General features: G+C 59.1%; 24 protein-coding genes. 10 read left to right on the forward strand and 14 right to left on the reverse strand.

All coding sequences use genetic code 11. The annotated features are described in order from the left end of the window. The first annotated feature begins 306 nt into the window (after positions 1-306). Genes AC2FH9_RS14935 through AC2FH9_RS14955 form a run of 5 tightly spaced genes read left to right on the forward strand, consistent with a single transcriptional unit; the run spans position 307 to position 4,081 of the window. Entirely contained in the window at positions 307-957 is a 651-nt protein-coding gene (locus AC2FH9_RS14935; RefSeq protein WP_142640087.1) for a histidine phosphatase family protein, read from the forward strand. Positions 958-978: 21 nt separating this feature from the next. Beyond that, entirely contained in the window at positions 979-1,593 is a 615-nt protein-coding gene (locus AC2FH9_RS14940; protein ID WP_496872054.1) for a glutathione S-transferase family protein, read from the forward strand. A gap of 15 nt (positions 1,594-1,608) precedes the next feature. Next, on the forward strand, positions 1,609-2,655 hold the full coding sequence (locus tag AC2FH9_RS14945; protein WP_496697714.1) for a saccharopine dehydrogenase: 1,047 nt from the start codon (positions 1,609-1,611) through the stop codon (positions 2,653-2,655). Positions 2,656-2,667: 12 nt separating this feature from the next. Continuing rightward, positions 2,668-2,916, forward strand: a complete 249-nt coding sequence (locus AC2FH9_RS14950) for a SemiSWEET family sugar transporter (RefSeq protein ID WP_142640081.1) — start codon at positions 2,668-2,670, stop codon at positions 2,914-2,916. A gap of 22 nt (positions 2,917-2,938) precedes the next feature. Then, positions 2,939-4,081 carry a saccharopine dehydrogenase family protein gene (locus AC2FH9_RS14955; protein WP_496697717.1) on the forward strand — a complete coding sequence of 381 codons (1,143 nt, stop codon included), beginning with the start codon at positions 2,939-2,941 and terminating at the stop codon, positions 4,079-4,081. Between the two features lie 41 nt (positions 4,082-4,122). On the opposite strand, the gene AC2FH9_RS14960 is transcribed toward AC2FH9_RS14955, so the two are convergent. The 3 genes from AC2FH9_RS14960 to AC2FH9_RS14970 form a co-directional block, all read right to left on the reverse strand. After that, complete coding sequence (locus AC2FH9_RS14960) at positions 4,123-5,070, reverse strand: tetratricopeptide repeat protein (RefSeq protein ID WP_496872055.1); 948 nt, start codon at positions 5,068-5,070, stop codon at positions 4,123-4,125. 257 nt (positions 5,071-5,327) lie between these two features. Further along, complete coding sequence (locus AC2FH9_RS14965; protein ID WP_142640076.1) at positions 5,328-5,645, reverse strand: DUF3775 domain-containing protein; 318 nt, start codon at positions 5,643-5,645, stop codon at positions 5,328-5,330. Positions 5,646-5,724: 79 nt separating this feature from the next. Then, complete coding sequence (locus tag AC2FH9_RS14970) at positions 5,725-6,501, reverse strand: DUF1365 domain-containing protein (protein WP_496697720.1); 777 nt, start codon at positions 6,499-6,501, stop codon at positions 5,725-5,727. A gap of 147 nt (positions 6,502-6,648) precedes the next feature. Between AC2FH9_RS14970 and AC2FH9_RS14975 the strand changes: the two genes are divergently transcribed. Together AC2FH9_RS14975 and AC2FH9_RS14980 are read left to right on the forward strand one after the other, a co-directional pair. After that, positions 6,649-7,305: a sigma-70 family RNA polymerase sigma factor gene (locus tag AC2FH9_RS14975; RefSeq protein ID WP_496697722.1), complete on the forward strand. Its 657-nt coding sequence runs from the start codon at positions 6,649-6,651 to the stop codon at positions 7,303-7,305. Between the two features lie 10 nt (positions 7,306-7,315). Beyond that, positions 7,316-7,966 carry a ChrR family anti-sigma-E factor gene (locus tag AC2FH9_RS14980; protein WP_496697724.1) on the forward strand — a complete coding sequence of 217 codons (651 nt, stop codon included), beginning with the start codon at positions 7,316-7,318 and terminating at the stop codon, positions 7,964-7,966. Positions 7,967-8,026: 60 nt separating this feature from the next. On the opposite strand, the gene AC2FH9_RS14985 is transcribed toward AC2FH9_RS14980, so the two are convergent. From AC2FH9_RS14985 to AC2FH9_RS15010, 6 genes are all read right to left on the reverse strand, one after another. Beyond that, positions 8,027-9,256, reverse strand: coding sequence for a DNA recombination protein RmuC (locus AC2FH9_RS14985; protein WP_496697726.1), 1,230 nt, complete (start codon positions 9,254-9,256; stop codon positions 8,027-8,029). A gap of 52 nt (positions 9,257-9,308) precedes the next feature. Then, complete coding sequence (mutL, locus tag AC2FH9_RS14990) at positions 9,309-11,159, reverse strand: DNA mismatch repair endonuclease MutL (protein ID WP_496750589.1); 1,851 nt, start codon at positions 11,157-11,159, stop codon at positions 9,309-9,311. A gap of 283 nt (positions 11,160-11,442) precedes the next feature. Next, the gene (locus AC2FH9_RS14995) at positions 11,443-12,372 is read right to left on the reverse strand and encodes a metal ABC transporter permease (protein ID WP_496693034.1); all 930 of its coding nucleotides are present in this window, start codon (positions 12,370-12,372) and stop codon (positions 11,443-11,445) included. Further along, positions 12,369-13,574, reverse strand: a complete 1,206-nt coding sequence (locus AC2FH9_RS15000; RefSeq protein WP_496697731.1) for a metal ABC transporter permease — start codon at positions 13,572-13,574, stop codon at positions 12,369-12,371. Before AC2FH9_RS15000 ends, AC2FH9_RS14995 begins: the two co-directional genes overlap by 4 nt. 3 nt (positions 13,575-13,577) lie before the next feature. Continuing rightward, positions 13,578-14,381, reverse strand: a complete 804-nt coding sequence (locus AC2FH9_RS15005; RefSeq protein ID WP_282022375.1) for a metal ABC transporter ATP-binding protein — start codon at positions 14,379-14,381, stop codon at positions 13,578-13,580. Between the two features lie 3 nt (positions 14,382-14,384). After that, positions 14,385-15,338: a metal ABC transporter solute-binding protein, Zn/Mn family gene (locus tag AC2FH9_RS15010; protein ID WP_496872060.1), complete on the reverse strand. Its 954-nt coding sequence runs from the start codon at positions 15,336-15,338 to the stop codon at positions 14,385-14,387. A 198-nt stretch (positions 15,339-15,536) separates the two neighbouring features. Here AC2FH9_RS15010 and deoC point away from each other — a divergent pair, with 198 nt between their 5' ends. From deoC to AC2FH9_RS15025, 3 genes are all read left to right on the forward strand, one after another. After that, positions 15,537-16,535, forward strand: coding sequence for a deoxyribose-phosphate aldolase (gene deoC, locus AC2FH9_RS15015; RefSeq protein WP_281973768.1), 999 nt, complete (start codon positions 15,537-15,539; stop codon positions 16,533-16,535). An 11-nt stretch (positions 16,536-16,546) separates the two neighbouring features. Beyond that, positions 16,547-18,880, forward strand: a complete 2,334-nt coding sequence (locus AC2FH9_RS15020; protein WP_496872062.1) for an aldehyde dehydrogenase family protein — start codon at positions 16,547-16,549, stop codon at positions 18,878-18,880. Positions 18,881-19,057: 177 nt separating this feature from the next. Continuing rightward, positions 19,058-19,789 carry a Crp/Fnr family transcriptional regulator gene (locus AC2FH9_RS15025; protein WP_281996041.1) on the forward strand — a complete coding sequence of 244 codons (732 nt, stop codon included), beginning with the start codon at positions 19,058-19,060 and terminating at the stop codon, positions 19,787-19,789. 3 nt (positions 19,790-19,792) lie between these two features. On the opposite strand, the gene AC2FH9_RS15030 is transcribed toward AC2FH9_RS15025, so the two are convergent. The 5 genes from AC2FH9_RS15030 to purH all read right to left on the reverse strand — a co-directional run bounded on the left by AC2FH9_RS15030 (position 19,793) and on the right by purH (position 25,144). Further along, on the reverse strand, positions 19,793-21,097 hold the full coding sequence (locus AC2FH9_RS15030; protein ID WP_496872063.1) for a M16 family metallopeptidase: 1,305 nt from the start codon (positions 21,095-21,097) through the stop codon (positions 19,793-19,795). Further along, the gene (locus AC2FH9_RS15035) at positions 21,094-22,434 is read right to left on the reverse strand and encodes a M16 family metallopeptidase (protein WP_496872065.1); all 1,341 of its coding nucleotides are present in this window, start codon (positions 22,432-22,434) and stop codon (positions 21,094-21,096) included. The genes AC2FH9_RS15030 and AC2FH9_RS15035 overlap by 4 nt, the downstream gene beginning before the upstream one ends. An 81-nt stretch (positions 22,435-22,515) precedes the next feature. Further along, on the reverse strand, positions 22,516-23,034 hold the full coding sequence (locus tag AC2FH9_RS15040) for a DUF3035 domain-containing protein (protein ID WP_271952136.1): 519 nt from the start codon (positions 23,032-23,034) through the stop codon (positions 22,516-22,518). A 50-nt stretch (positions 23,035-23,084) separates the two neighbouring features. Continuing rightward, the gene (lspA, locus tag AC2FH9_RS15045) at positions 23,085-23,555 is read right to left on the reverse strand and encodes a signal peptidase II (RefSeq protein WP_496709475.1); all 471 of its coding nucleotides are present in this window, start codon (positions 23,553-23,555) and stop codon (positions 23,085-23,087) included. Beyond that, positions 23,555-25,144: a bifunctional phosphoribosylaminoimidazolecarboxamide formyltransferase/IMP cyclohydrolase gene (gene purH / locus AC2FH9_RS15050; RefSeq protein WP_496872067.1), complete on the reverse strand. Its 1,590-nt coding sequence runs from the start codon at positions 25,142-25,144 to the stop codon at positions 23,555-23,557. Before purH ends, lspA begins: the two co-directional genes overlap by 1 nt. Between the last annotated feature and the right edge of the window lie 4 nt (positions 25,145-25,148).

Consider the following 25,148-nt stretch of genomic DNA (forward strand, 5'->3'; position numbering starts at 1 on the left):
CAGCCCGCAAAATCAACCAACTTCCCACCCAACTCAACATGCAAACCATGCAAAGGCGTGCGCTTAATATCCGTCATAAATAAACCCTTTCCCAAGCCAGTTTTCCGAGGTCATCGAATAGCTTGCAACGATGAATTTGCAGGACAGTCTGATATCACCAAGGTTCCTGTGGACGGTCTTGCGAGTCAACAACAATACCGCCCGGCCAGATTCGGGGGTGAGCGAGAATAATTTCCAAACCGCAACGAACGGCTCTGGCCCCGGACCTAGACCTGTCCTAAGACTTGCCACGCAAGAGGGACCGACATGTCACATATCACACTGGTGCGTCACGGGCAGGCCAACACCACCGCGCGCGACGAAAAGAACTATGACAAGCTCAGCGATCTGGGACATCAGCAGGCCCGCTGGCTGGGGGCGCATTTGCAGGACACACGCAGCCATTTTCCCCGGGTCTATTGCGGCACCCTGATCCGCCACGCCGAGACCACCGCCAGCATGGGGCTGACTGATCCGATCCGCGATCCGCGGCTGAACGAGATCGAGTATTTCACCATCGCGCAGCTGTTCGAGGAACAGCACGGAGTGAAAGTGCCCACTGATCGCGAAGGTTTTGTCGAGCATCTGCCCCGCACCTTTGCCGCCTGGGCCGATGGCGCCATCAAAAACACACCGGAAACCTTCGAGGAATTCGAAACCCGGGTGCGCGACGCGCTGACCGATATCGGAACCGAAGGCGGCCCTGCCATTGTTGTGACCTCGGGCGGGTTGATTTCGATGGTTGTCCGGCAGGCGATGGGCCTGGATATCCCGGCCATGGCGCGGGTGGCTCTTGCCATCATGAACACGTCAATGCACCGTTTATACCCGATAGGTACTCAGCTCAGCCCGGTTCTGTTCAATGCCGTTCCGCATCTGGAAGCACCAGACCGGCAGTTTGCACAGACCCACCTGTAACCCCAAACCAGAGGCTTTGTGATGCAACTTTACTATGCCCCTCGCACGATTTCGGTCGCCGTTGCGATTGCACTGGAAGAGGCCGGGCTGGACTATGAAGCGATCCAACTGGGCTTTGCCGGTGGAGAGCAAACCAAATCCGCCTACAAGCAGATCAACCCAAAAGGCCGGGTTCCGGCGCTGGTGGTAAACGGTGGGATTTTGACCGAAACCGGGGCACTTTTGGAGTTCATCGCAGCAATGGCTCCGAAGGCCGGGCTGGTGCCTGCGGACCCGATCATGGCCGCCCGGATGCGCGAGGTGATGTATTACCTTGCCTCGACCATGCATGTGAACCACGCCCATAAGCTGCGCGGCGCACGGTGGGCCGACAAGAAATCCAGCTGGAAGGATATGACGGCAAAAGTCGCGCAGACCATGGCAGCGTCCTGCGACTATATCTGTTCGAACGGTCTGCGTGGACCGTTTGTGCTGGGCGAGGCGTTCTCACTGGCCGATGCCTATTTGTATGTGGTTTGCAGTTGGTTGGAAGGCGACGGCGTCGACGTCGCAGCCTACCCCAAGATCGTCGCCTTTCGTGAGGCGGCAGAGGCGCGCGCTTCGCTGAAAGCCGTACGTGCCGCCGGAATGCTCTGATAAAGGGGACAAAATATGACGCATCTATGGGTCCGGGCCGAACAGCGCCCGAACGAAGAACGGGTCGGGCTGACCCCTGAAGGCGCTTTGGCGCTGATCGCTGCTGGCATCCGCGTAACGGTCGAGGAAAGCCATGTTCGCGCCATCCCCATCGACGGTTACAAGGCTGCTGGCTGCGAGATCGCGCCCGAGAATTCCTGGCCAGATGCACCTAAGGACGCGATCATCTTTGGCCTCAAGGAACTGCCCGAGGATGGCACGCCCCTGCCCCACCGCCACATCATGTTCGGCCATGCCTATAAGGGTCAGCATTCCGGCCGGGCGCTGCTAGAACGGTTCAAGGCCGGGGGCGGAACGCTGTATGATCTGGAATATCTTGTCGAGGAAAACGGCCGCCGGGTCGCCGCCTTTGGCTATTGGGCCGGCTATGCCGGGGCTGCGGTGACACTCAAGACTTGGGCCGCGCAGCAGCGGGGCGCGGAATGCCCTCCGGTTGGTGTTTATCCCAGCAAGGACGCGTTGAATACCGAGCTTCTGGCTGAACTAGATGCCATCGAGGCCAATAAACCAAGGGCCATCGTCATCGGTGCTCTTGGCCGCGTGGGTACCGGCGCCAGCGACCTTTGCACGGCGATGGATGTCAGTGTCACCAAGTGGGACATGGCCGAAACCGCCGGCGGTGGGCCGTTCCCTGAAATCCTGGACCACGACCTGTTCCTGAACTGTATCTTCGCGCGCCCAGGTACGCCGATTTTTGTCCCACATGAGGCACTGGCCGCTGACCGCAAGCTGACCGCCATCGGCGATGTCGCTTGTGACCCCGACAGCGATTATAACCCTGTTCCGGTTTATGACCGAGCAACAACTTGGGACGCACCTGCCCTGCGCGTGGCGACCAATCCGGTTCTTGATGTAGTTGCAATCGACAATCTGCCGTCGATGCTACCGGTCGAAAGCTCGGAAGATTATGCAGCACAGCTTCTGCCTTCTCTGTTGACCCTGACCGATCTGGACAGCGGCGTCTGGGGCCGGGCCCGCGATACGTTCGACAACCATGTCTAGGAGTAGCCACGCATGGAACACCTGATCGGAGGCGCGGCAGCAGTTCTAGGCACTGTATGTTGGCTTCCTCAAACCCTAAAGACCTGGCGCTCCCGCGAGACCAAGGATCTGTCTATGCCGGCGAACCTGTTGATTCTGGCCACGTTGAGCCTGTGGCTGATTTACGGAGTGATGATTGCGGCATGGCCGCTGATATTGGGTAATGTGATCTCGATCCTGCTTGTCAGCGCGATCGTGATTGCAAAACTGAGGTTTGGCTGAACAGCCGTAAAGGAGTTTTCACATGACGATTCACTGGTGTGGCACCGGCCTGTCGGCCATTCCCGGCTTACGCCGCCTGATCGAAGGCGGGCAAAAGGTCACGGTCTGGAACCGGACAATCGAAAAGGCCAAGGCCGAAGTTGGTGACCTGACCAGCGATATCCGCGTTTTTGACATCGACGCCTTGGCGGCGGTGCTGGAACAGGACGATGTCATCGTTTCGATGTTGCCCGGCGATTGGCACGTGCCCTTGGCCGAGCTTGCAATCGCGAAACAGGCGAATTTCGTCTCATCCTCCTATATCGCGCCCGAGATGCGCGCATTGGACGACGCGGCCCGCGAAGCCGGGGTGGCGCTGGTCAACGAGGTCGGGCTGGACCCGGGCATCGATCACTTGATGGCTCATGCACTGATCGACGACTATCGCGCTTCGGACGCGTTCGACCCGCAGAACCACCTGAGTTTCATCTCTTATTGCGGTGGTATCCCCAGGCATCCGAACCCGTTCCGGTACAAGTTCAGCTGGTCACCGCTGGGTGTGCTCAAGGCGTTGCGTTCACCATCGAAATCAATTCGCAATTATGCTCCGCTGGACGTGGCGCGCCCATGGGATGCGATTACCAGCTATATCGCACCCCTGCCCACACCCGAAAGCTTTGAGGTCTACCCGAACCGCGACTCGATCCCGTTCATGGCGCAGTACCATTTCGAGGATCACTGGCCGGTCAAGGAATTCGTCCGCGGTACGCTGCGTCTGAATGGCTGGGCCGATGCGTGGTCAGATGTGTTTGCCGAAATCGAAACCCTGTCAGGGCCCGAAGGCGATGCACGCCTGAAGGAGATGTCGGACCAGTTCTGGGCCGAAAACGCCTATGACGAGGGCGAGCCGGACCGTGTGGTTCTGTGTGTGGGCCTGAAGGCGGAAAAAGACGGCGTTCCGGTCTGGCACAAAACCTATGTGATGGATGCCTGGGGTGACGACCGCGGCACGGCAATGGCGCGGCTGGTTTCGGTCCCCGTTTCACTGGCTGTCGAAGCCGTCTTGAACCGCGCTATCCCGGCAGGCGTTCATGCGGCCCCCAATGATCCAAAGCTGGTGCAGAGTTGGATGGCTGAAATTGACCGGCTGGCGCAGCATCTGCAGGTGGTGGATCACGCGGGCTGAAAACTAAGCCCGCACCAACCTGGATTGGCCGGGTTGGTACATCAATTCAGATGCGTATACGCGAGATCGACAAGGTTTCTACGCAATTCCGGTCCAAACAAGTGTTCAGCTGCATAGCGGTATTCTTCGGAGCCCTTATCCGAGCCCGAAAAGTAATATTCGCCACCCGAAACACACTCAAACATGGCGCTGTCTACTATCAACCTATTTGCATATTCTTTTGACGCAGTCTGCTCGAATCCGATTGCTGTGCCGAGGTAAACAACCTGCACCAGGACCTTTGCACGCCAATCACCTTGGTCGATCAGGTCATACGGCGTATCAAAACCAGCTCCGCTGTGAAAACCTGGATATTGCTCTGCAAATTGCAATGCAATGTCTTCGCAGCTAAGCTCAGCATAGCTCGCGCGTTTTTCAGGAAACAGAGGCGGGCAATCTGGGCCAGCAAGTCGGCAGGCCTCAAGGAACTTGCGGCGATCATATGCATTGTGTGGATCGGCATGTAATGCTTCGGAAAAGGCCAAAGCCGAAGGTCTATACTCCTTTGCCCGCAATCTGAAATAGCCAGCATAGCTCCAGGCCCACGGGCCCACTTTATGGTTGGCTATGGCGTCTTCAACCAGAGGCTCAACCTCTGACAACCGATCCATCCGGCGCAAGAGTTTGGCTTTTGTCTCTAGCGAATAGTCATTACCCGGGGCAATCTCCAGCGCTGCCTCAATTGCCTCCATCGCCGCTGGGTATTCTTCGGCGCGGGCGTGGGCCAGCGCCTTCCACTGCCACGGCACGCGGCTTTCAGGGTCTTCTGCAATAGCCAGATCAGCCTCGCTTTGGGCAGCCTCCCAGTCTCTATTCCACATATGTGCCCGCATCTTGTGTCGATGGATCAGCGACCGGGTTGACGGGTTATATGCCGCCCATATCAACAACGTATCACAGGCGGCCAACTTGTCTTCCAAGTCAGCCTTACTGAAGTTGCAGGTAGCCATCAGCTTTTTACGTTCTTGGCCTAGCACCAAAACCCCAACGATTGCGATCAAGACAATACCCGTTAGAACACGGGCGAGCTTCGATTTTCTGTGTCGCAAAGAAGCTGGGGTATCGGATGTCATTCATTCAACCAAAAGTAGTTCACCCGAACCTAAATCAAACCTGGCTGAAATTGTCCACGACCATCCCTTTATCCGATTAAAACGCCAGACAAGAAGGTGTGGAAAACTCTGTCCTCGATCCGTTGCGCAATCGCCTACATCAGATCGTTTTCCACATCTTCCGCCGATACCCCCAGCGCATCCAAACCATTTTCCAGATGATCTGACATGTGCGGCGTGCCGATCAGGTAATCAGCGCAGGGGGTTGAGGCTTCGGCCCTTGCGGTGGCGATGGCTTCGACCAGATCCTCGGCGAAGAAGCTTTCACGCCCGATCCACATGATAGCCACCAGTTCGGCCTGTTCGTCCTCGCTCATGTGATCAATGAACGCGCGCAACTCGCCCTCGGCCCGATTCAGCTCGCGCCCCATCAGCGCAACCTGAGCAACTTTTCTTGCTGAAATTTCCAACATGACCCGACTCCTGTGTTCGCGGCTTTCGAATGAAACAACCACTAGGCAGAGCCCGAGTCTTTGATCTTGAACAAACGCGTTAGCGCAGGCGCACACGCGAAACCGGCTGATCCGGCACCGGTGCGGTTCTGAACGGGCGAAAGGTGGCTTTTTTCACCCAAAGTTTAAGTGCCTGCCAGATGATCAGCGCAAAGGTCCGCCGCGCACCAAATGGGCGGCGCAGCAGCGACCACAGGATCACCCGGTTGGTCAGCGGACGGCGTGTCCCGGTCAGGGTGGCGATCAATCCGCCCTCGGGGCGGGTATAGTCGATCCAAACGCCAACACGTTCGGGGCGGTAGTCGAACCGGAAGGTGTAACTTCCTTCGATTTTCTGGAAGGGCGAGACATGCAGCAGCTTGTCAGCCACCATCCTGTCGGTTGCCTTGATGGGTGAAAAGCCGGGATTGTGGCACAGATAGCTGTGGCGCGTGCCATAGGTATTGGTCACCTCGGCCACAACCGCATAGAGCGCACCCTGCCCATCGAAACAGAACCAGAAGCTGACCGGGTTGAAGACATGACCCAAAACCCGGGGCTGGGTCAGCAACATCAGGCGCGCCGGTTGCGCCACCTGCATCTGATCGAACTGGGCGCGCAGCCATACGGCAGCGCCGCCTTGGCCCGGCGCCCCCCCGTGGTCCTGCGACCGCCAGTTGGTAACGTTGGCCCGGTTCACCGAAAACAGCACTGGTGTAGTCAGATCACATTCGGGGTTGAGAAGAATGTAGTCGACCGAATAGCGGAAGGCGTTTTCGATCGCCCCCTTGCGCCCGTGAAAAGTATGGCCCGCAACGTGATCAACGGTCTGTGTCATTCGATATGGTCCGACCCGCTTGTAACCGCCCGGAGGGGCGTGGTTTTCTGAAGGTTTCTGTTACTTAGAATACGGCATCCAGCCAGGATTGGATCAAAAATATCGCTTCAGAGTGATCCGGCTTGGGACACCAACCGTATTGTGGTTATGTTTACCGAGATAGACACCGTGACCTTGGACGAGCCGGCGGCTACACCCGCCGTCCTCAAGCCATGGCGCGCAAGAAAACGCATCAAGGGTAAACAGGTGAACGGAACACAAAGCAGTTGCGACACCAGGATTGAGTGGGTGGACCATGTCAGGCGCATTCGGGATGCGCAGGATCAGGCGGCTTTTGCCGAGCTGTTCCAGCATTTTGCGCCGCGTATCAAGGCGTTCCTGATGAAGTCAGGCTCGGACGCGACCATGTCCGAGGAATGTGCGCAAGAGGTGATGGCGACCTTGTGGCACAAGGCCCATCTGTTCGATCCGACCCGGGCAACGGTGGCCACATGGGTGTTCACCATCGCACGGAACAAACGCATCGACGCCCTGCGCAAGCAACGGCGCCCCGAACCGGAAGAACTGGGATGGGGCCCCGAGTCCGAACCTGATCAGGACGACGTGATCGTCTTGCAACAAGAAACCGCGCAGCTGCGCACTGCCTTGAAGGCGTTGCCTGACGCGCAAAGAGACTTGATCGAAAAGGCCTATTTCGGAGACCTGAGTCACCGGGAAATTGCGTCTCAGACTGGATTGCCTCTGGGAACGATCAAATCAAGAATTAGGCTGGCGCTGGATCGCCTGCGCCACGCAATGAACTGAGACAGAGACGATGAGCAAACAGATTAAGCATCACCTGACGGAAGATCTGCTGATGGCATATGCCGCCGGCAGCCTGCCCGAAGCGTTCGATCTGATGGTCGCGACCCATCTGTCGCTGTGTGACCATTGCCGCGCGCAGGCTGAAAGCTTTGATGCGGTTGGCGGACAGATACTGGACGAGCTGCCCTATCCTGCCCAAATGAGCGACAGCGCGCTGGCTGCGACGATGGCGCTGATCGCCCAAGGCGCACCGACCCCCAAGCCCGTGAACAAGGGCTGCGCCGTGCTACCTGCCCCCCTGCAGGACTACGTCGGCGGCACTGTCAATGACATCCGATGGCGGCCCATCGGAATGGGCGTCAGACAAGCTATCTTGCCGACGAGCGGCGACGCTTCGGCACGTCTGCTGTTCATTCCGGCCGGAACCGCAGTTCCGGATCACAGCCATAACGGTATGGAATTGACCATGGTTCTGCAGGGTGCTTTCTCGGATGAGGTTGATCACTTTGCACGCGGCGATGTCGAGATTGCCGATGAAGATCTGCATCACACCCCGACCGCAGACATTACCGCAGATTGCATCTGTCTGGCCGTTACCGACGCGCCGCTAAAATTCACCAAGCTCATGCCCCGCTTGTTCCAGCCCTTCCTGCGTATCTGATCTCTGGGACCTGACGCGGTGCGCTGGCCAAATCCGGCCAATGTCGCATCGAACAGCTTGTCAGATTTCGTGCCGCGCCAGCGGTACAACGCCCGGCGTGTCGTCAGGTGCGATCTCTTCGAAATCGAAATTGTCCAGTCGCTGCGCCCGGCGCCCTGCCTTTTCAGCGCTGATCTTGATTTCCGAGATATCCTTGGCCGCCTGCCCGAAATGACGGTCCAGATTGGAAACCCGATCGCCCAGGCGATCTACATCCTTGTGCAGCAGACCCAGCTCTTTGCGGATAGCACCCGCCTGTTCCCGCATCCTTGCGTCCTTCAGGATCGCGCGCATCGTGTTCAGCGTTGCCATGCAGGTGGTGGGCGAGACGATCCAAACGCGTTTGGTAAAGCTCTCCTGCACCAATTCGGGAAACTTGGCGTGCAACTCGGCATAAACCGCTTCAGAAGGTAGGAACATCAACGCGCCATCGGCGGTTTCCCCGTCCAGAATGTATTTCTCGGAGATGTCGTTGATATGCTTGCGCACAGTTGTTCGGAACATCTGCACCGCTGCTTTCAGCTCCGCATCATTGGTCGACCCGATCAGCGCCTCATACGCTTCCAACGGGAATTTGCTGTCGATCACAATGGGGCCTGGTGGGTTGGGCAGGTGGATCAGGCAATCTGCCCGACGCCCGTTCGACAAGGTCGCCTGCAGTTTGAAACTGTCCGAGGGCAACGCCTTGGAGACGATATCGTTCAACTGAATCTCTCCGAACGCACCGCGCGTCTGTTTGTTCGACAGAATATCCTGAAGCGACAGCACATCGCCCGACAGTTTGGTGATGTTATCCTGCGCCTTGTCGATGGCCGCCAGACGCTCCTGCAACTGGGTCAGTGACGTCGCCGTCTGTTTCGACGAGCCGTGAAGCGATTCCTTCATCCGCTCCTGCATCTCGGCCAGCGCACGCGCGGATTTCATCGCATTATCTGCCAGCCGATCGTTCATCTGCTGCTGCACCGAAGACAGGCGGGATTCAACCGTCTGGATCACCTGCAGCTGCGCATTGGCCTGCGTGTCCGAGACATGCTGCAGACCACCGCGCAGCTGCTCTTGTCCTTGTCCCAACTGCTGAACATGCTGACCCAGATGCGCCATTTGCCGCGACAGTGGCTCGGCCATCCTGGCTGACCGGTTGGCCGCTCGCAAAGACAGGAACAGCAGCAACAGGATCAATGCCACCACCCCGCCAACGACCAAGATCACGGGGTCGTTCAAGGCAAATTGGGTTCCTGCAATCTCGATCATATCGCCTCGGGTGTTCTTGTTTTATTCTTCATAGCCCGCGCACCCCGCGGGATCAACTGCGTCCGAACAAACGTTCGATATCGGTCAGCTTCAGTTCCACATAAGTTGGCCGCCCGTGGTTGCACTGGCCGGAATGAGGCGTTGCCTCCATCTCGCGCAGCAGGGCGTTCATCTCTTCGGCCCGCATTCGGCGGCCCGAGCGGATCGAACCGTGACAGGCGACACGACTGAGGATCGCCTCAATCCGCGCCTGCACCATCTGGCTTTCACCCTGATCGGACAGCTCATCCAGAATATCCAGAATCATTGCGCGGGCGTTGACCTCACCCAGAATGGCCGGGGTTTCACGCACGGCAACCGCACCGCCGCCGAAGGGCTCGAGCGTCAGGCCAAAGCGCGAAAGGTCATCTGCCACCGCCATAAGTCGCGCGCAGTCGCTTTCAGACAACTCTACGATCTCGGGGATCAGCAGCGCCTGCGCCGCCACGCCGTTCGCCGCCATCTGGGTTTTGAGCTTTTCATAGACCAGCCGCTCATGCGCGGCGTGCTGATCGACGATCACCATGCCATCAGCGGTCTGGGCGATGATGTAGTTTTCATGCACCTGCCCGCGCGCGGCCCCCAAAGGCAGGTCTTCGGTCGGCGCCTCGGAAGCGGGCTCCGCGACCGGCTCGACCACGCTGCCGCTGTAATCGCGGGTCAGTTCAGCAAAGCCCGGCGCCTGCGCCTGATAAGCCATCTGGCGCGCGGCGGGTGAGGGGCGATCCATCTGATACACCCGCGCCGGGGTGGAGTGAGACGGCTCGGGTCGCATCGCGCCAAGCGTCGCGTTTGCGACGGTCGAGGACGCCCGGTGCCCCGCTTCGGCCAGTGCGTGCCGCAGGGCCGAGACGATCAGCCCGCGTGCGACGCCGGGATCGCAGAACCGGACCTCGGATTTCGCGGGGTGCACGTTCACATCCACCAGCGTCGGATCACAGTCGATGAACAGAGCCGCCGCCGGATGCCGATCACGGCTGAGAAAGTCGAAATAGGCCGCCCGCAATGCACCGGTCAGCATCTTGTCACGCACAGGCCGTCCATTGACGAACAGGTACTGCGCCACCGCTGCGCCCCGAGAATAGGTCGGCAGAGCGGCATAGCCATACAGCCGGATACCCTCACGCGTGGCGTCAATTTGCAACGCGTTCTCGGCAAACTCGCGCCCGATCACGCGGGCCAGTCGGGCATGCAACGCGTTAAACAGATCACCATTCTCGCGGTCAGCACGGAAGGTTACGCGCCCCTCGCCGCCGCCCGAGACATCGCGCAGGGTAAAGGTGACCGAGGGCTCGGCCATGGCCAGACGTTTGACCGTATCGGCGATGGCCTGTGTCTCGGCGCGGTCGGTACGCATGAATTTCAGACGCGCAGGCGTGGCAAAGAACAGATCGCGCAACTCGACCACGGTACCCGCGCGCAGAGCCGCGGGTTTCACCGCGGACATTGTGCCACCAGCGACCTGAATCTGCGCCGCATCCGCCCCCGGAACACGACTGGTTATGGTCAAACGCCCGACCGCGCCCAGCGACGGCAACGCCTCACCGCGAAATCCGAAAGTATGAATGTTCAGCAGATCCGACCCGTCGATTTTCGAGGTTGCGTGGCGGGACAAAGCCAACGGCAAGTCCGTCGCCGCAATACCACAGCCGTCATCGGTGACGCGAATCAGCGTCTTACCCCCATCGGCGATCTCTATCGCAACCCGCGTGGCACCTGCATCAATGGCGTTCTCGATCAATTCCTTGACCGCAGAGGCCGGTCGCTCAACCACTTCGCCGGCTGCGATCCGGTTGATTGCAGCATCGTCCAACTGCCGAATTACCGGTCGAAACTCGTTGATATTGGGGTTTGCCTGCTCCATACCCCTAGACCTAGCACATGCGCACACGATTCTGCCACCGCTATGGTATTCAGATTTTGTGCAAGAGGGGGGGCGTTCGGACAATCGCGCCATGTCGGCCTGCAAGGCGACGACCTTGATCACGATTGCCCGAACAAGCCGGGGTGAGTGGTGGTCAGTTGCTTAACAATACAACAACCTTAGCACGATCTGCAGATTAAGGCTCATTAACTCTGGCCGCGCTGTTCGCGTTGGCAAAGTTCAGCCGAAATACGGCATCAGCCAACAGCAGGAATTTGCCGGATCAGACAGTGCCTGGAGCGCCCGCGCGGGTCCGGCAGGGGCCGAAAACAGCCGCAAGCGCCAGAATCACACCCGATACCGTTGCGATCATTCCGGCGGCACTCACGGCATCGCGGGCACCCAGCCATAATGGGCCATAGCCCGCCAGAACATAGCCCATCACGGCCGAAACAACGGCAAATACAACGCTCCATGCGATTTGAGTTTCCAATCGGTTGGTCATCAACCGCGCCGCAGCGGGGGGGCAGATGAACATGGCGATCACGATGATCGAGCCAACCGCGTCGAAGGCTGCGACGGCAGCTATCGCCGCTGTGATCACCAGCGCAAACCCCAAAGGACCAGTCCGAATACCAATCGTGCTGGCAAAACCTTCGTCAAAGGTCGAAATCTTCAATGGTCGCCAGAATACCCAGGTAAACAGCGAAACCCCTGCAAGTGTCAGCGCGATACGCGGCAATTCCGGGGGCAACCCTGCAAGCGCTGCCGGGTCCCACAGCGAGACCCATCCCGTTGCGTCCAGCCAGATCAGACTTTCGAGATTGCCATACAGCGCGTGTTCCACATCCAGATGCACGGTCGAAGTGTCCGTCTGCTCCAACAAAAGAACACCCGCCGCAAATAGGGTAGTAAAGACCACGCCCATTGCCGCACCGGGTTCGATCTGACCCAGCCTGCGGATCGCCTCGATCATCACCACAGCAACCACGGCAGCACCCGCCGCGCCCAGCATCATTGGCCAGGTCGAGATCGCGCCGGTCAGAAGAAAGGCAACCACGATACCCGGCAGCACCACATGGCTGATGGCATCCCCGATCAGCGCCTGTTTGCGCAGAACCAGAAAGTTCCCCGGAAGGGCGCAGGCGATGGCCGCAAATGTCCCGATCAGCAGCGGTGTCAGTGACAGGGGAACGAATTCTTCGCCGCTCATGGTGCTATCCCCTGCGGGCCGCCGATCTGGCGGTCGATCTCGGTAATCTGGTCGCGGGTCAGCGCGGTTTCGATATCGCGCAGCCCATCATACAACGCCGCTGTTGCTTCGTGGGCCTGGTCCGTGCGAACGACCTCCCACCGCTTTTCGTCGCGCAGGGCTTTGGCGGCGCGGGCCTTGCCAGCCTCGGTTGCCACGCCGTCGGGGCGGGCCAACCCGGCCCGGCGTAACAAACGCAGGGTCAGCGGCTCATAGATTTTCTGCCCTTGTGCCAACGCAAGCAAGCCCTGCCGGATATGAACCCGACGCTGGAATTGCAGGTGCCGCAACACCGCCGCCAGAACACCGCGAACCGGCGCCAACAGCAACGACAGGACAAACACGGCAAAACTGACAAGAACGATAAGCGGACCCGTCGGCAGATTGGGAGCCGCCGCCGACAGCGCCGCACCGATATAGCCCGAGACGCCCCCGATCAGACCCGCCAGCAACACTACTCTTTCGGACCGCTCAGTCCAAAACCGGGCTGTCACCGGCGGAATGATCAAAAGCGCAACGATCAGGATCAACCCGACAACTTTCAGGCCAACCACTGTGACGGCCATTACCAGACCCATCATTGCAAGGTCGATGCGATGCACCGGCAGGCCCCTGGCTGCGGCAAATTCAGGGTCAAAGGCCACGATCGTCATTGGACGGCGGATAATCATGACAAGCGCCAGCGTTGCCGCGCCTCCGATCGCAATGATCATCGCATCTGCCCAAAGCATCCCAGCGGTCGAGCCCAGCAGAAACCCTTCAAGCCCCGCCTGTCGGCCCACACCCATGGTCTGGATCACCGTCAGCAGCACAATGCCGAAACCAAAGAATACAGATAGGACCGCTCCGATCGCGGCATCCTCGGCCAGCCGCGTGTGCCGCGTCAGCCAGTTCATACATAAAAGGCCGATCCAAGCGGATATTGCCGACCCAACGAGCAGGCCGATCAGGTTTCTGCCGTCCCCACCGAGGGCCACAAGCACCATAAAGGCCAGACACACACCCGGCAATGTCGCATGGCTGATCGCATCGCTGACCAGTGCACGTTTGCGCAAGAACAGAAATGTGCCGGTTACCCCGGCGGAAATGCCCAGCAGGCTTGCGCCGATTGCGACAAGCGTGGCGTTATAGCCAAGCTGAAGGGTCAGAGCATCCCAATGCATGACTCACCCCAGCGCGCGTGAGATCTGGTCGATCTGCGCAGTAGCCAGACGGCCGCCATAGGCAGATTGCAATGTCTTGGCCGTAAATGCCTCGGCCACGGGCCCCTCGGCGACTTTGCGCGTGTTGATCAGGAAAACATGGTCGAAATAGTCGGTGACGGTCGCCAGGTCATGATGCACCGCAACCACGGTCTTGCCCGCCTCTTTCAGCGATTTCAGGACGGAAATGATGGCCTTTTCCGTTGCCGCATCAACCCCGGCAAAAGGTTCGTCCAGCAGATACAGATCGGCGGCCTGGGCCAAGGCGCGCGCCAGAAAGACCCTCTGCTGCTGGCCGCCTGACAACTGGCCGATCTGCCGGTCGGCAAAGTCACGCATCCCTACACGGTGCAGACAATCCATCGCCTGCGCCTTATGCCGGGCGCGCACCCGCCCCAACAGCCCCAGTTCGCGCGACAAGCCCATCAGAACCACGTCAATCACGCGCGTCGGGAAGTCCCAGTCCACGCTGGCCCGCTGCGGCACATATGCGATCCGGGACCGCTGTCGATCCAGCCGATCGCCAAACACCGTCACCTGACCGGACAGGGGTGAGACAATCCCCAAAGCCGCCTTCAACAGGGTCGATTTACCTGCACCGTTTGGCCCGATGATCGCTGTCATGGCACCCGGTTGCACGGTCATATCAACCGAGAAAACCGCCGGCTTCTGCCCGTACGAGACGGTCAGGCCACGAATGGCCAGCGGACTTTCTCCAATGTCGTTTTCCGAAAGGGGGATGCCCTGATGTGCCGCCAGTTCCAGCATCTCCTAAAACCCCGCCGACAAATTGCCGCTCATGCCGGTTTTGGGAATATCAGCCCCCAGAGCGCCTGCAATTACAGTGATATTGTGATCCAGCATCCCGATGTAGGTACCCTCATAGGTGCCGGGCTCGCCCATCGCGTCCGAATAAAGCTGTCCACCGACTTCAACCTGATGTCCCCTGGCCGCTGCGCCCTCGATCAGCGCACGCATCGACCGATCCGAGACCGAGCTTTCCACGAAAACTGCCGTCAGTTGCCGGTCAACCAGCGTATCGACCAATTCGCTAATCCGGTTCAGCCCCGCCTCGGATTGGGTTGAAATACCCTGAATTCCAAGCACATCGTACCCGTATTCAGCACCGAAATACCCAAAGGCATCATGTGCCGTCACCAGAACACGGTTGTTTTCCGGGACCGCTGCAAGCACTTGCTTGCCATAAGCCTCCAGTTCCGCGATCTGCGCAAGAAAGGCCTCTGTGTTTGCCGCAAAGATGTCCGCGGCCTCGGGGCGCGCCTGAGTCAGGGCTTTTTGCACTTCGATTACGACATCACGCCACAGGGTCGGGCTCATCCAAAGATGGGGATCGTATTTGTCAGCATAATTGTCATGCGCGTGCAGCTTTGACTTATCAACGCCTTCGGCTACCGCAACAACCATGCGTTTACGCCCAAGGTCATGGAAGAACTCTTCCATCTGCGCCTCAAGATACAGACCATGCCACAGGATCAGATCGGACCTGGTCATAGCGACGATATCACTGCGGGTCTGACGATAGGCATGCGGGTCGACACCGGGGCCCATAAGGCCCTTCACCTCGACCTGATCACCTCCGACCTGACGAGCGGCATCGGCAATCATACCGGTCGTGGCCACCACTTTCAGCGGCGCATCGGCCCAGGCCGAGAATGGGAATACAGCGGCGAATGCCAGCGCTGCAAGGAAACTACGACGAATCATGTCAGGCCCCAGAATTGGTATCTTGCTAAGATGAATATGAGAACCGCTCGCAACTAAGTCAATGCTATTGAGAATTATTCGCAAGAAAACGCCTATTTTGTCCATTTGGTCAAAAAATTTACCCTTCCAATGCCGGATGGCCTTCCATTTGCATCTTACCCGTGCGAATTTGATACAAACCTCCCAAAGGATGTGAAAATGGAAACGCAGAGCTCAGAAAGCCCCGTGCGCACCGCGCATCTGCCGCAAGTGACCGAGCCCCGGAACCCTGGAATGGAGCTTGATCTGGATTGGGTGCGGGCCGTACAGGTCAACACCTCGGCCGTTGAGCGCCGCGCAGCCACCCTGCCGGGTCGGCGCTCGGTGAAAAAGGACTACCAGGCGGCGTGGCTGCTCAAGGCGATCACCCTGATCGACCTGACCACCCTATCGGGAGACGATACCGTCGGCCGTGTCCGGCGCCTGTGCGCCAAAGCGCGGCAACCCGTGGCTTCTGCAACACTTCAGGCGTTGGACATGCCACCGATCACCACCGGCGCGGTCTGTGTCTATCACGACATGATCGAAACCGCTGTGGATGCGCTGAAGGGCACCGGGATTCCGGTGGCCGCCGTATCGACCGGATTCCCTGCAGGCTTGTCCCCGTTCCACCTGCGCGTGGCCGAGATCGAAGAAAGCGTCAAAGCCGGAGCCGAGGAAATCGACATCGTAATCTCTCGGCGTCATGTGCTGTCGGGCGACTGGCAGGCCTTGTATGACGAGATGAAAGCGTTCCGCGTGGCTTGTGGCGACGCGCATGTCAAAGCCATCCTTGCAACCGGCGAACTGGGCAGCCTACGCAACGTGGCGCGCGCCTCGCTGGTCTGCATGATGGCGGGGGCGGATTTCATCAAGACTTCGACCGGTAAGGAAAGCGTCAACGCCACGCTGCCCGTGTCGCTGGTGATGATCCGGGCGATCCGCGATTACTATGACCGCACCGGGTATCGTGTCGGATATAAACCCGCAGGCGGGATTTCCAAAGCCAAGGACGCACTAGTTTACCTGTCGCTGATCAAGGATGAGTTGGGCGACCGTTGGCTGGAGCCGGACCTGTTTCGCTTTGGCGCGTCGTCGCTGTTGGGCGATATCGAACGGCAGCTAGAACATTTCGTAACGGGTGCTTATTCCGCCGGTTACAGGCACTCGATGGGCTGAGGACGAAAACAATGACAGTCAAAGAGATTTTCGAGACCATGGATTACGGCCCTGCCCCTGAAAGCTCAGCCGAAGCGCTGGCCTGGCTGGTCGATCAGGGTGACAAGTTTGGTCACTATATCGACGGGGCCTTCACCAAACCGGGCAAGGGGTTCGACAGCCGCAACCCGGCGACCGGAGAGGTTTTGGCCAAGCTGACCCAGGCCAGGCAAGCCGATGTCGACGCCGCCGTATCCGCCGCCCGCAAGGCGCAGCCAAAATGGGAGAAGATGGGCGGTGCGGGTCGTGCGCGCTACCTCTATGCCGTCGCGCGCCTGCTGCAGAAGCACTCGCGTCTGTTTGCAGTGCTGGAAAGCTTGGATAACGGCAAGCCGATCCGTGAATCGCGCGACATCGACATCCCTCTGGTACAGCGCCATTTTTACTACCACGCCGGCATGGCGCAGTTGATGGAAAGCGAACTACCCAACGCCGAAGCGCTGGGAGTGTGTGGACAAATCGTTCCTTGGAACTTCCCGCTGCTGATGCTGGCTTGGAAGATTGCTCCGGCGCTGGCCATGGGTAACACGGTCGTTCTGAAACCTGCCGAATATACCTCTCTGACCGCGCTGCTGTTTGCCGATATCTGCTCACAAGCCGGGCTGCCCAAGGGTGTGGTCAACATCGTCACGGGCGATGGCGCGGTGGGTGAGATGATCGTGGCCTCGGACGTGGACAAGATCGCCTTTACCGGCTCAACCGCAGTGGGTCGGCGCATCCGTGAGGCGACCGCCGGTTCGGGTAAGGCGCTGACTTTGGAGCTGGGCGGCAAGTCCGCCTATATCGTCTTTGACGACGCCGATATCGATTCCGCCATCGAAGGGCTGGTCGACGCGATCTGGTTCAATCAGGGTCAGGTTTGTTGCGCAGGTTCGCGTCTGTTGGTTCAGGAAGGCATCGCCGATCGGTTCCACGAGAAACTGCGCGCCCGAATGGACACTCTGCGCATCGGTGATCCGTTGGACAAATGCATCGACGTGGGTGCTGTGGTCGACCCGGTCCAGTTGCAGACCATCAAGAGCATGGTCGACAACAACACCGCGGGTCACGTTTATCAGGCGGCTGGCGCGCTGCCCGAAAATGGCTGTTTCTACCCGCCAACGCTGATCTCGGGCCTCGAAACCTCTGATCTACTGATGCAGGAGGAGATTTTCGGTCCGGTGCTGGTGTCCTCGACCTTCCGTACTCCGGAAGAGGCGGTTGAGCTGGCCAACAACACCCGTTACGGGCTGGCGGCGACGGTATGGACCGAGAACGTGAACCTTGCACTGGATATCGCACCGAAGCTGGTCGCGGGCGTTGTCTGGGTGAATGCCACCAATCTGTTCGATGCCGCAGCCGGGTTCGGCGGTGTGCGCGAAAGCGGCTTTGGCCGCGAAGGTGGCTGGGAAGGTCTGACCGCTTACACCAAGCATAAAGGCAAAGGCAAGCCATTGGCCAAGGCCGAGGCCGCGATGGGCGAAGGTGCCCCGGTCGATCCGATTGACCGTACTGCCAAAATGTATGTCGGCGGCAAACAGGCCCGTCCTGACAGCGGATATTCGAAACCCGTCTGGGGCAAGTCTGGACTGCTGGGCCATGTGGGTCTGGCCAACCGCAAAGACGTCCGCAACGCGGTCGAGGCCGCAGCGGGGGCCAAGGGTTGGTCCAAGACCACCGGCCATCTGCGGGCACAGATCCTGTATTACATCGGCGAAAACCTCTCGGCCCGCGCGGGTGAATTCGCTGCGCGCCTTGATGCCATGACCGGCAGGAAAGACGGCGCGAAAGAGGTCGAAGCCTCGATCCAGCGCCTGTTCACCGCCGCTGCCTGGGCCGACAAGTATGACGGCCAGGTGCACGGCGTTCCGATCCGGGGCGTGGCCATTGCCATGAAAGAACCTGTCGGCGTGATCGGCGCGCTCTGTGCTGACGAGGCGCCGCTGCTGGGTCTGGTCTCGGCCATGGCGCCTGCGGTTGCGATGGGCAACCGGGTGGTTCTTGCGGCAAGCGAGCCTTACCCGCTGGCGGCGACGGATTTCTACCAAATCCTCGAAACCTCGGACGTGCCCGCTGGCGTGGTCAACATCCTGACTGGCAGTCACACGGAACTGGCGAAGCCGCTGGCTTCGCATCTGAATGTGGATGCGATCTGGTCATTCTCGTCTACCGATCTGTCGGCCGAGATCGAGCGGGCTTCGGCCGGGAACCTGAAACGGAGTTGGGTTAATAACGCCATGGCAACCGACTGGCACGAGGATCAGACTCGCCGCTTCCTGCAGGCTGCGACCGAGGTTAAAAACATCTGGGTGCCCTACGGCGAGTAGGGCCCCAGCCCCGGAAAACCCAGGGGTGCAAACAGTTTGTTCGGGTACAGATGGCGCGCTGCTGCATAGAGTGATCATTGAATGAACATAACGATGATTAACATGTGACATTGTTCATATACAGCGCCGCCACTATCCCTCAGCTTGGACCCAGTCTTAACAAGGTTGGATCGGTCCATGCTGAGTTTTCCATACGAGTTTCCTGAACTGGTTCAGGTCGCCACGATGATCGGCGTCTTTGGCGCGGGCCTCTACATCACCAGCTATTTTCTGCTGCAGATGGGGATCATCCGGGGCAACGGCAGCCTCTACCCCCTGCTTGTGATCGCCGCAGCCGGATGTGTTCTGTTCAGCATGTCGGAAGAATTCAACCTCGCGGGCTCGATCATTCAGCTGGCCTATATCTCGATCTCGATCCTGGGCCTGCTGCGCGGGTTTCTGTCCCGGCATCTGCTTCGGTTTTCAGATGACGAACGTCAGTTCATTGCCCTGCACCTTGAATCGCTGAAACCCCACCAAGCCCGGAAACTGTTGAACACCGCCGCCGTCAAGACCTATGAAAACGGTGACATCCTGATCGAAGAAGGCAAGACAACCGACTTTTTGGGCTTTGTCTTAAAGGGGCGGACCACGATCCTGAAAAACGGCCGGGTCATCAACCAATGTGGAGAAGATGAGATTTTGGGAGAGCTGACCTTTGGCCTTGGGCTGCCTGCCACAGCCACGGTAATAGCCACCGAACCCACCAAATGCCTGGTCTTCGACAATATCAGCCTGATGCGCTTGCTGCGGCGGAGCCGCCATATCGACGATGCATTGAAAGCAGCGCATTTCCGACATACACGGCAAAAGCTGTTGAACAGCAACAAGCACACGCTGCAGGCCCAGAGAAGACCTGCAGCGGCCTAAGGGTCAGCCGTCCAGACCTTCGGGTTTGCCAACGATGGTAAAGTGTAAACCATCTGGGTCCAGCAGTTCGGAGGCCACCCGGTTCACATCCTCAAGCGTCACTGCATTCACCTTGTCATTGCGTGTGGCGATATAGTCGATAGGCAAATCCTCCATCTGCATACCCACCATGATCCCAGCGATCTGGCTGTTGCCATCAAAGCGCAGTGGATAGGCACCGGTCAGATAGGTCTTGGCGTCGTCCAACTCCTTCTGAGTGACCCCTTCGGATGCGGCGAGCGCCCATTCGTTGCGGATCACATCAACGGCTTCGGCAATACGGTCATTGGCAGAGGACACCGACCCAAGATACACAGAGGCCAGATCCTTTGGCACCAGATAGGTCGCCACGCCATAGGTCAGACCGCGTTTTTCGCGCACTTCCTGCATCAGGCGGCTTTCGAAACCCCCGCCGCCAAGAATATGGTTCAACAGATAGGCGGAAAAGAAATCCGGGTCGTCGCGGTCGATCCCGGCATGGCCGAACAGAGCCACCGATTGCGGCGTATCGAACTCGATCACGCTCACTCCGCCAGTGATCGTCACATCGGCCCGCTTAGGGATCGGTTTGCCGGTATCCGGCAGATCAAGCAAGAGCTCGTCCAGCACCGCGCCCAGTTCCTCTGGGGTGATATCGCCGACCGCGCCTACATACAGACGATCCTTGGTAAACACGTTCTCATATGCCGTGACCACATCATCGCGGGTCAAGGCGCTGACACTCTCGATCGTGCCCTTGCCTTCGGAGCCGTAGGGGTGATCGCCATAGGCCATTTCCGCAAAGCTGCGCCCGGCAATGTCACTGGGGCTGGTCTGATCTGACCGCAGACCCGACAGAACCTGAGCGCGAACACGGTCTACTGCATCCTGATCGAAACGCGGTTCGTGAATCGTGGTCCGCAGCAGGTCAATCACCTCATCCCTGTTTTCGGTCAGAAACTGTGCCGAGATCGACACTGAATCGTCCGAGGCGCTATACCCGAACGACGCGGCCAGAGATTCCAGCTCGCGCGCATAGGTACGGGCATCCATTTCGCCAGCGCCTTCTTCGATCAGGCCGCTCATCAGATACACCGCGCCGCGCTTTGTCGGGTCGTCCAGCGACGTGCCACCGCGGAACCGCAGCTCCAGGGCGGTGAAGGGGATCGAGTGATCCTCGACCAGCCATGCGGTGATGCCACCCGGCGAGGTGACTTCTTCAATCTCGATCTCGGCCCATGCAGGAACTGCGATGACCAAAGCAATCAGAGTTATAAATATCCGCTTCATTGCGTTACCTCTTCGTCTCGCATCAGCCAGCCCGTGACCGAGGTTTCAGGCTGCAGCACCTCGCGCGCGGCGGCGATGATCTGATCACCGGTCACCGCCTGCAGGACATCAGGCCAAGCCTGTACATCTTCGACCGTCAGCCCGCTGGTCAGGGCACGGCCATAGCGATTGCCGATCCCGTCCACATTGTCACGCGCATAGGTCTGCGCGGCGCGCAGCTGCATCTTGATCCGATCCAGATCCTCTTCGTTCACACCTTCGGCGATGAAATCGGTCACGGCCTGATCCATCGCATCCTCGGCCTCTTGCAGCGACACGCCTTCGGCCGGAACAACCAGCAGATCAAATGTGGTATCGTCAAGCGACACGCCTCGGTAGAACGCACCGGTATAGACGACCTTTTGCTGCTCGAACTGCAGTTTTTCATTCAGGTACGACGTCGTGCTGCCTCCCAGTAATTCAGCCAGAAGGAACAGGGCGGCGGCTTTTTCCTGCGCACCTGCGTCCCGTTCGGGTGCAAGATAGCTGCGCTGAACATAGGGCTGCGATACGCGCGCATCCTTAAAGGTCAGACGGCGTTCAGCGGTTTGTGGCGGCTCCTGTGATCGCACCCGTTCGGGCAGGTCCGGGTTTGCCGGGATTACCCCGTAATATTGCTCGGCCAGGGATTTGACCTCGTCTGGCTCAACATCGCCGGTCACCACCAGGATGGCGTTATTTGGCGAATAGTGGATCTGATAGAAGGACAGTGCATCGTCCAGGTCCAGCGTTTCCATCTCATGTTTCCAACCGATAACGGGGACACCATAGCGGTGGTTGAGGTATTGCGCCGCGCTGACCTGTTCACCGAACAGGGCGCGCGGGTTGTTTTCGGTACGCTGGTTACGCTCTTCCAGGATCACGTCGCGCTCGGTGGCGATGTCGTCATCGGACAGGCGGATATTGCGCATCCTGTCTGACTCCATCCGCATCATCAACTCAAGCCGGTCGGCAGCAACACGCTGAAAATAGGCGGTGTAATCATACGAGGTGAACGCGTTGTCATTGCCGCCATTGGCCGCGACGGTGGCAGAAAACTCGCCCGCCTCCAGCGTGTCGGTGGCCTTGAACAACAGGTGTTCCAGAAAATGCGCCACACCGGACGAACCAACCGGCTCATCCGCCGATCCGGCGCGATACCAGACCATGTGCTGCACGACTGGGGCGCGGTGATCCTCGATCACGACAACGTCCATACCGTTATCCAGCGTAAAGGTGGTGACCGCCTCGTGCCCATCTTCGGCAAAAACCGGGGTGGCGGCGATCAGAGCAGCCGACAGTGCCAGAGCCCGAACCATGGGGCATCCTCCGTTTCGTTTCTGGTGTTCAAACTACGGTGGTGCCGCGCGGGTTCAACCCCGATGACGGAAAGTTAAGAATTATTCATTGACCGGCGGCGCCGATGGCGTTTCGATCCCAGCGTTTCGCGCAGCCTGGGTTTGCTTGTTCGGGTCGATAGCCCAGCGACGGTAAACCTGCGAATATCGGTCTACGTTGAACAGCCGCAGACGGGTCCAACGCCCCTGACGCTTGCGGAAATCCGCATCTTCTTGGTTGACGACTTGCCGTGTATTTGACGGAACGCCATATCGGCTGGAGGCCGTGACAAGCGCGCCATCAGAGGCAGGCACAGCGGTATTTGGATTCGAAGCAGCCGGATTCCCACCCAGCGCGGCAATAGCATCCCCTGTGGGATTGGCATCGGTCAGGTTGGTGCCACCCGGTGTCGGTGCGGGCAAGGAGTTGTAGTTCTCGGGCTGGGTCAGAGGTTTGACCGGCAAAATCGCAAACTCGTCCGGGCCCGGGCCCGGCGGCTCGAGGTGGCGCAGACCGATATCCGAACATCCCGCAACCGCAAGACTCATAGTCACAACAAATATGGAACGCGGCAACCGCATGAAAGTCTCCAGCCTGTTTCAGGCGCTTTTATCGTATTTCCAAACCCGCGTCACGAGGGCTTTTTCCTATCAAACAGCACCAACCCGAACGCACCTGCGAATATGAATACATCGGCCAGATTGAACACATAGGGGTTGTCGAAACCACAGCAGGACATGTTCAGAAAATCCAGCACATATCCGTACAACACGCGGTCCACCACATTGCCAAGCGCACCGCCGATCAGCAGGCCGCCACAGACCAACATGAGCTTTGAGGGGGCCGAGCGCATCAACCAAATCAACACGCCCACTGAAATCACCAGTGAAACTCCGATCAGAGCCCAGCGCGCGGCGTCGCCATTGCCCTGAAACAGGCCGAAATTGATGCCGCGATTCTCGCCATATCTGAACACCAGAAAGGGCGGTAGAACGCTGATCGGCCCTTCGGCCACGCGCATCACATGAACGACCAGGTACTTGCTGATCTGGTCGATCAGAAACGCGGTCAGCGCCGCCCAGAGGAGCAATCGGGCACGCATCAGTGACGGAAATGCCGCATGCCGGTAAAGACCATGGCCAGACCGGCCTCATCTGCGGCGGCGATCACGTCGTCATCTCGCATCGAGCCGCCAGGCTGAATCACGCAGGTGGCCCCGGCCTCTGCGGCCTCCATCAAACCGTCGGGAAAGGGGAAGAACGCGTCCGAAGCCACCGCTGAGCCGATGGTCAGCGGCTGTGGCAGGCCCAGAACATCGGCCATGCGCTCGGCCTTTTTGGCCGCGATCAGGGCCGAATCCACGCGGCTCATCTGGCCAGCGCCGACACCCACGGTCGCGCCGTCCTTAACATAGACGATGGCGTTGGATTTCACGTGCTTTGCCACCTTCCAGGCAAACAGAAGGTCGCGCATCTGTTCATCCGTCGGGGCCTTCTTGGTGACAACCGTCAGGTCATCCATGCCGACGAAACCGTTATCCTTGTCTTGCACCAACAGACCGCCCGCGACCTGACGCACGGTTTTGCCACCGGCGGTCACATCCGGCAGGCCTTCGGTCGTCAGAAGGCGCAGGTTTTTCTTGGCGGCAAAGATCGCCTTGGCCTCATCTGAGGCGCCAGGCGCGATCACAACCTCGGTGAAAATCCCTGTGATTTCCTGCGCGGTTTCAGCATCCAGCGGCTGATTCAGGGCCACGATCCCGCCAAAGGCCGAGGTACGATCACAGTCGAACGCGGCCTTATAGGCGTCCAGCAGCGTGCCTCCTGTCGCAACGCCACACGGGTTGGCATGCTTAATGATGGCACAGGCCGCACTCTTGACGGGATCGAATTCCGCCACCAGCTCAAACGCCGCATCGGTGTCGTTAATGTTGTTATAGCTCAGTTCCTTGCCCTGATGCTGAAGGGCGGTCGCCACACCGGGTCGGTTGGTACCGTCGGTATAAAATGCAGCGGTCTGATGGCTGTTCTCGCCATAGCGCAGTGTCTGTTTCAACTCGCCAGCAAAAGCGCGGCGTCTGGGGGCCTCAAGCTGCAGCGCATCGGCCATCCAGTTCGACACGGCGGTATCGTAAGCAGCGGTGCGGGCATAGGCCTTTTGGGCCAACCACTGACGGAAACCATATGCGGTCTTGCCGTAATTCTCGTCCAGCTGATCCAACAGCGACGAGTAATCCTCGACATCGACCACGACATTGACGAACGCGTGGTTCTTGGACGCGGCACGGATCATCGCTGGGCCGCCGATGTCGATATTCTCGATACATTCGTCATAGCCAGCGCCTTTAGCCACGGTCGCCTCGAACGGATAGAGGTTCACTACCAGCAGGTCGATCGCGTCGATGCCGTGTTCGTTCATCGCGGCGACATGGGTGTCATTGTCACGCAAGGCCAGCAAGCCGCCATGCACCATCGGGTGCAGCGTTTTGACCCGGCCATCCATCATCTCGGGGAAACCGGTGATCTCGCTGACATCCTTCACCTCCAACCCCGCATCGCGCAACGCTTTTGCTGTGCCGCCGGTCGACAACAGCTCGACCCCGCGGTCGGCCAGCGCCTTACCCAGCTCGATCAGCCCGGTCTTGTCGGATACGGAAAGCAACGCGCGGCGCACGGGGTGAAGATCGGTCATGGGT

Source organism: Ruegeria sp. CDSC081, from assembly GCF_059610485.1.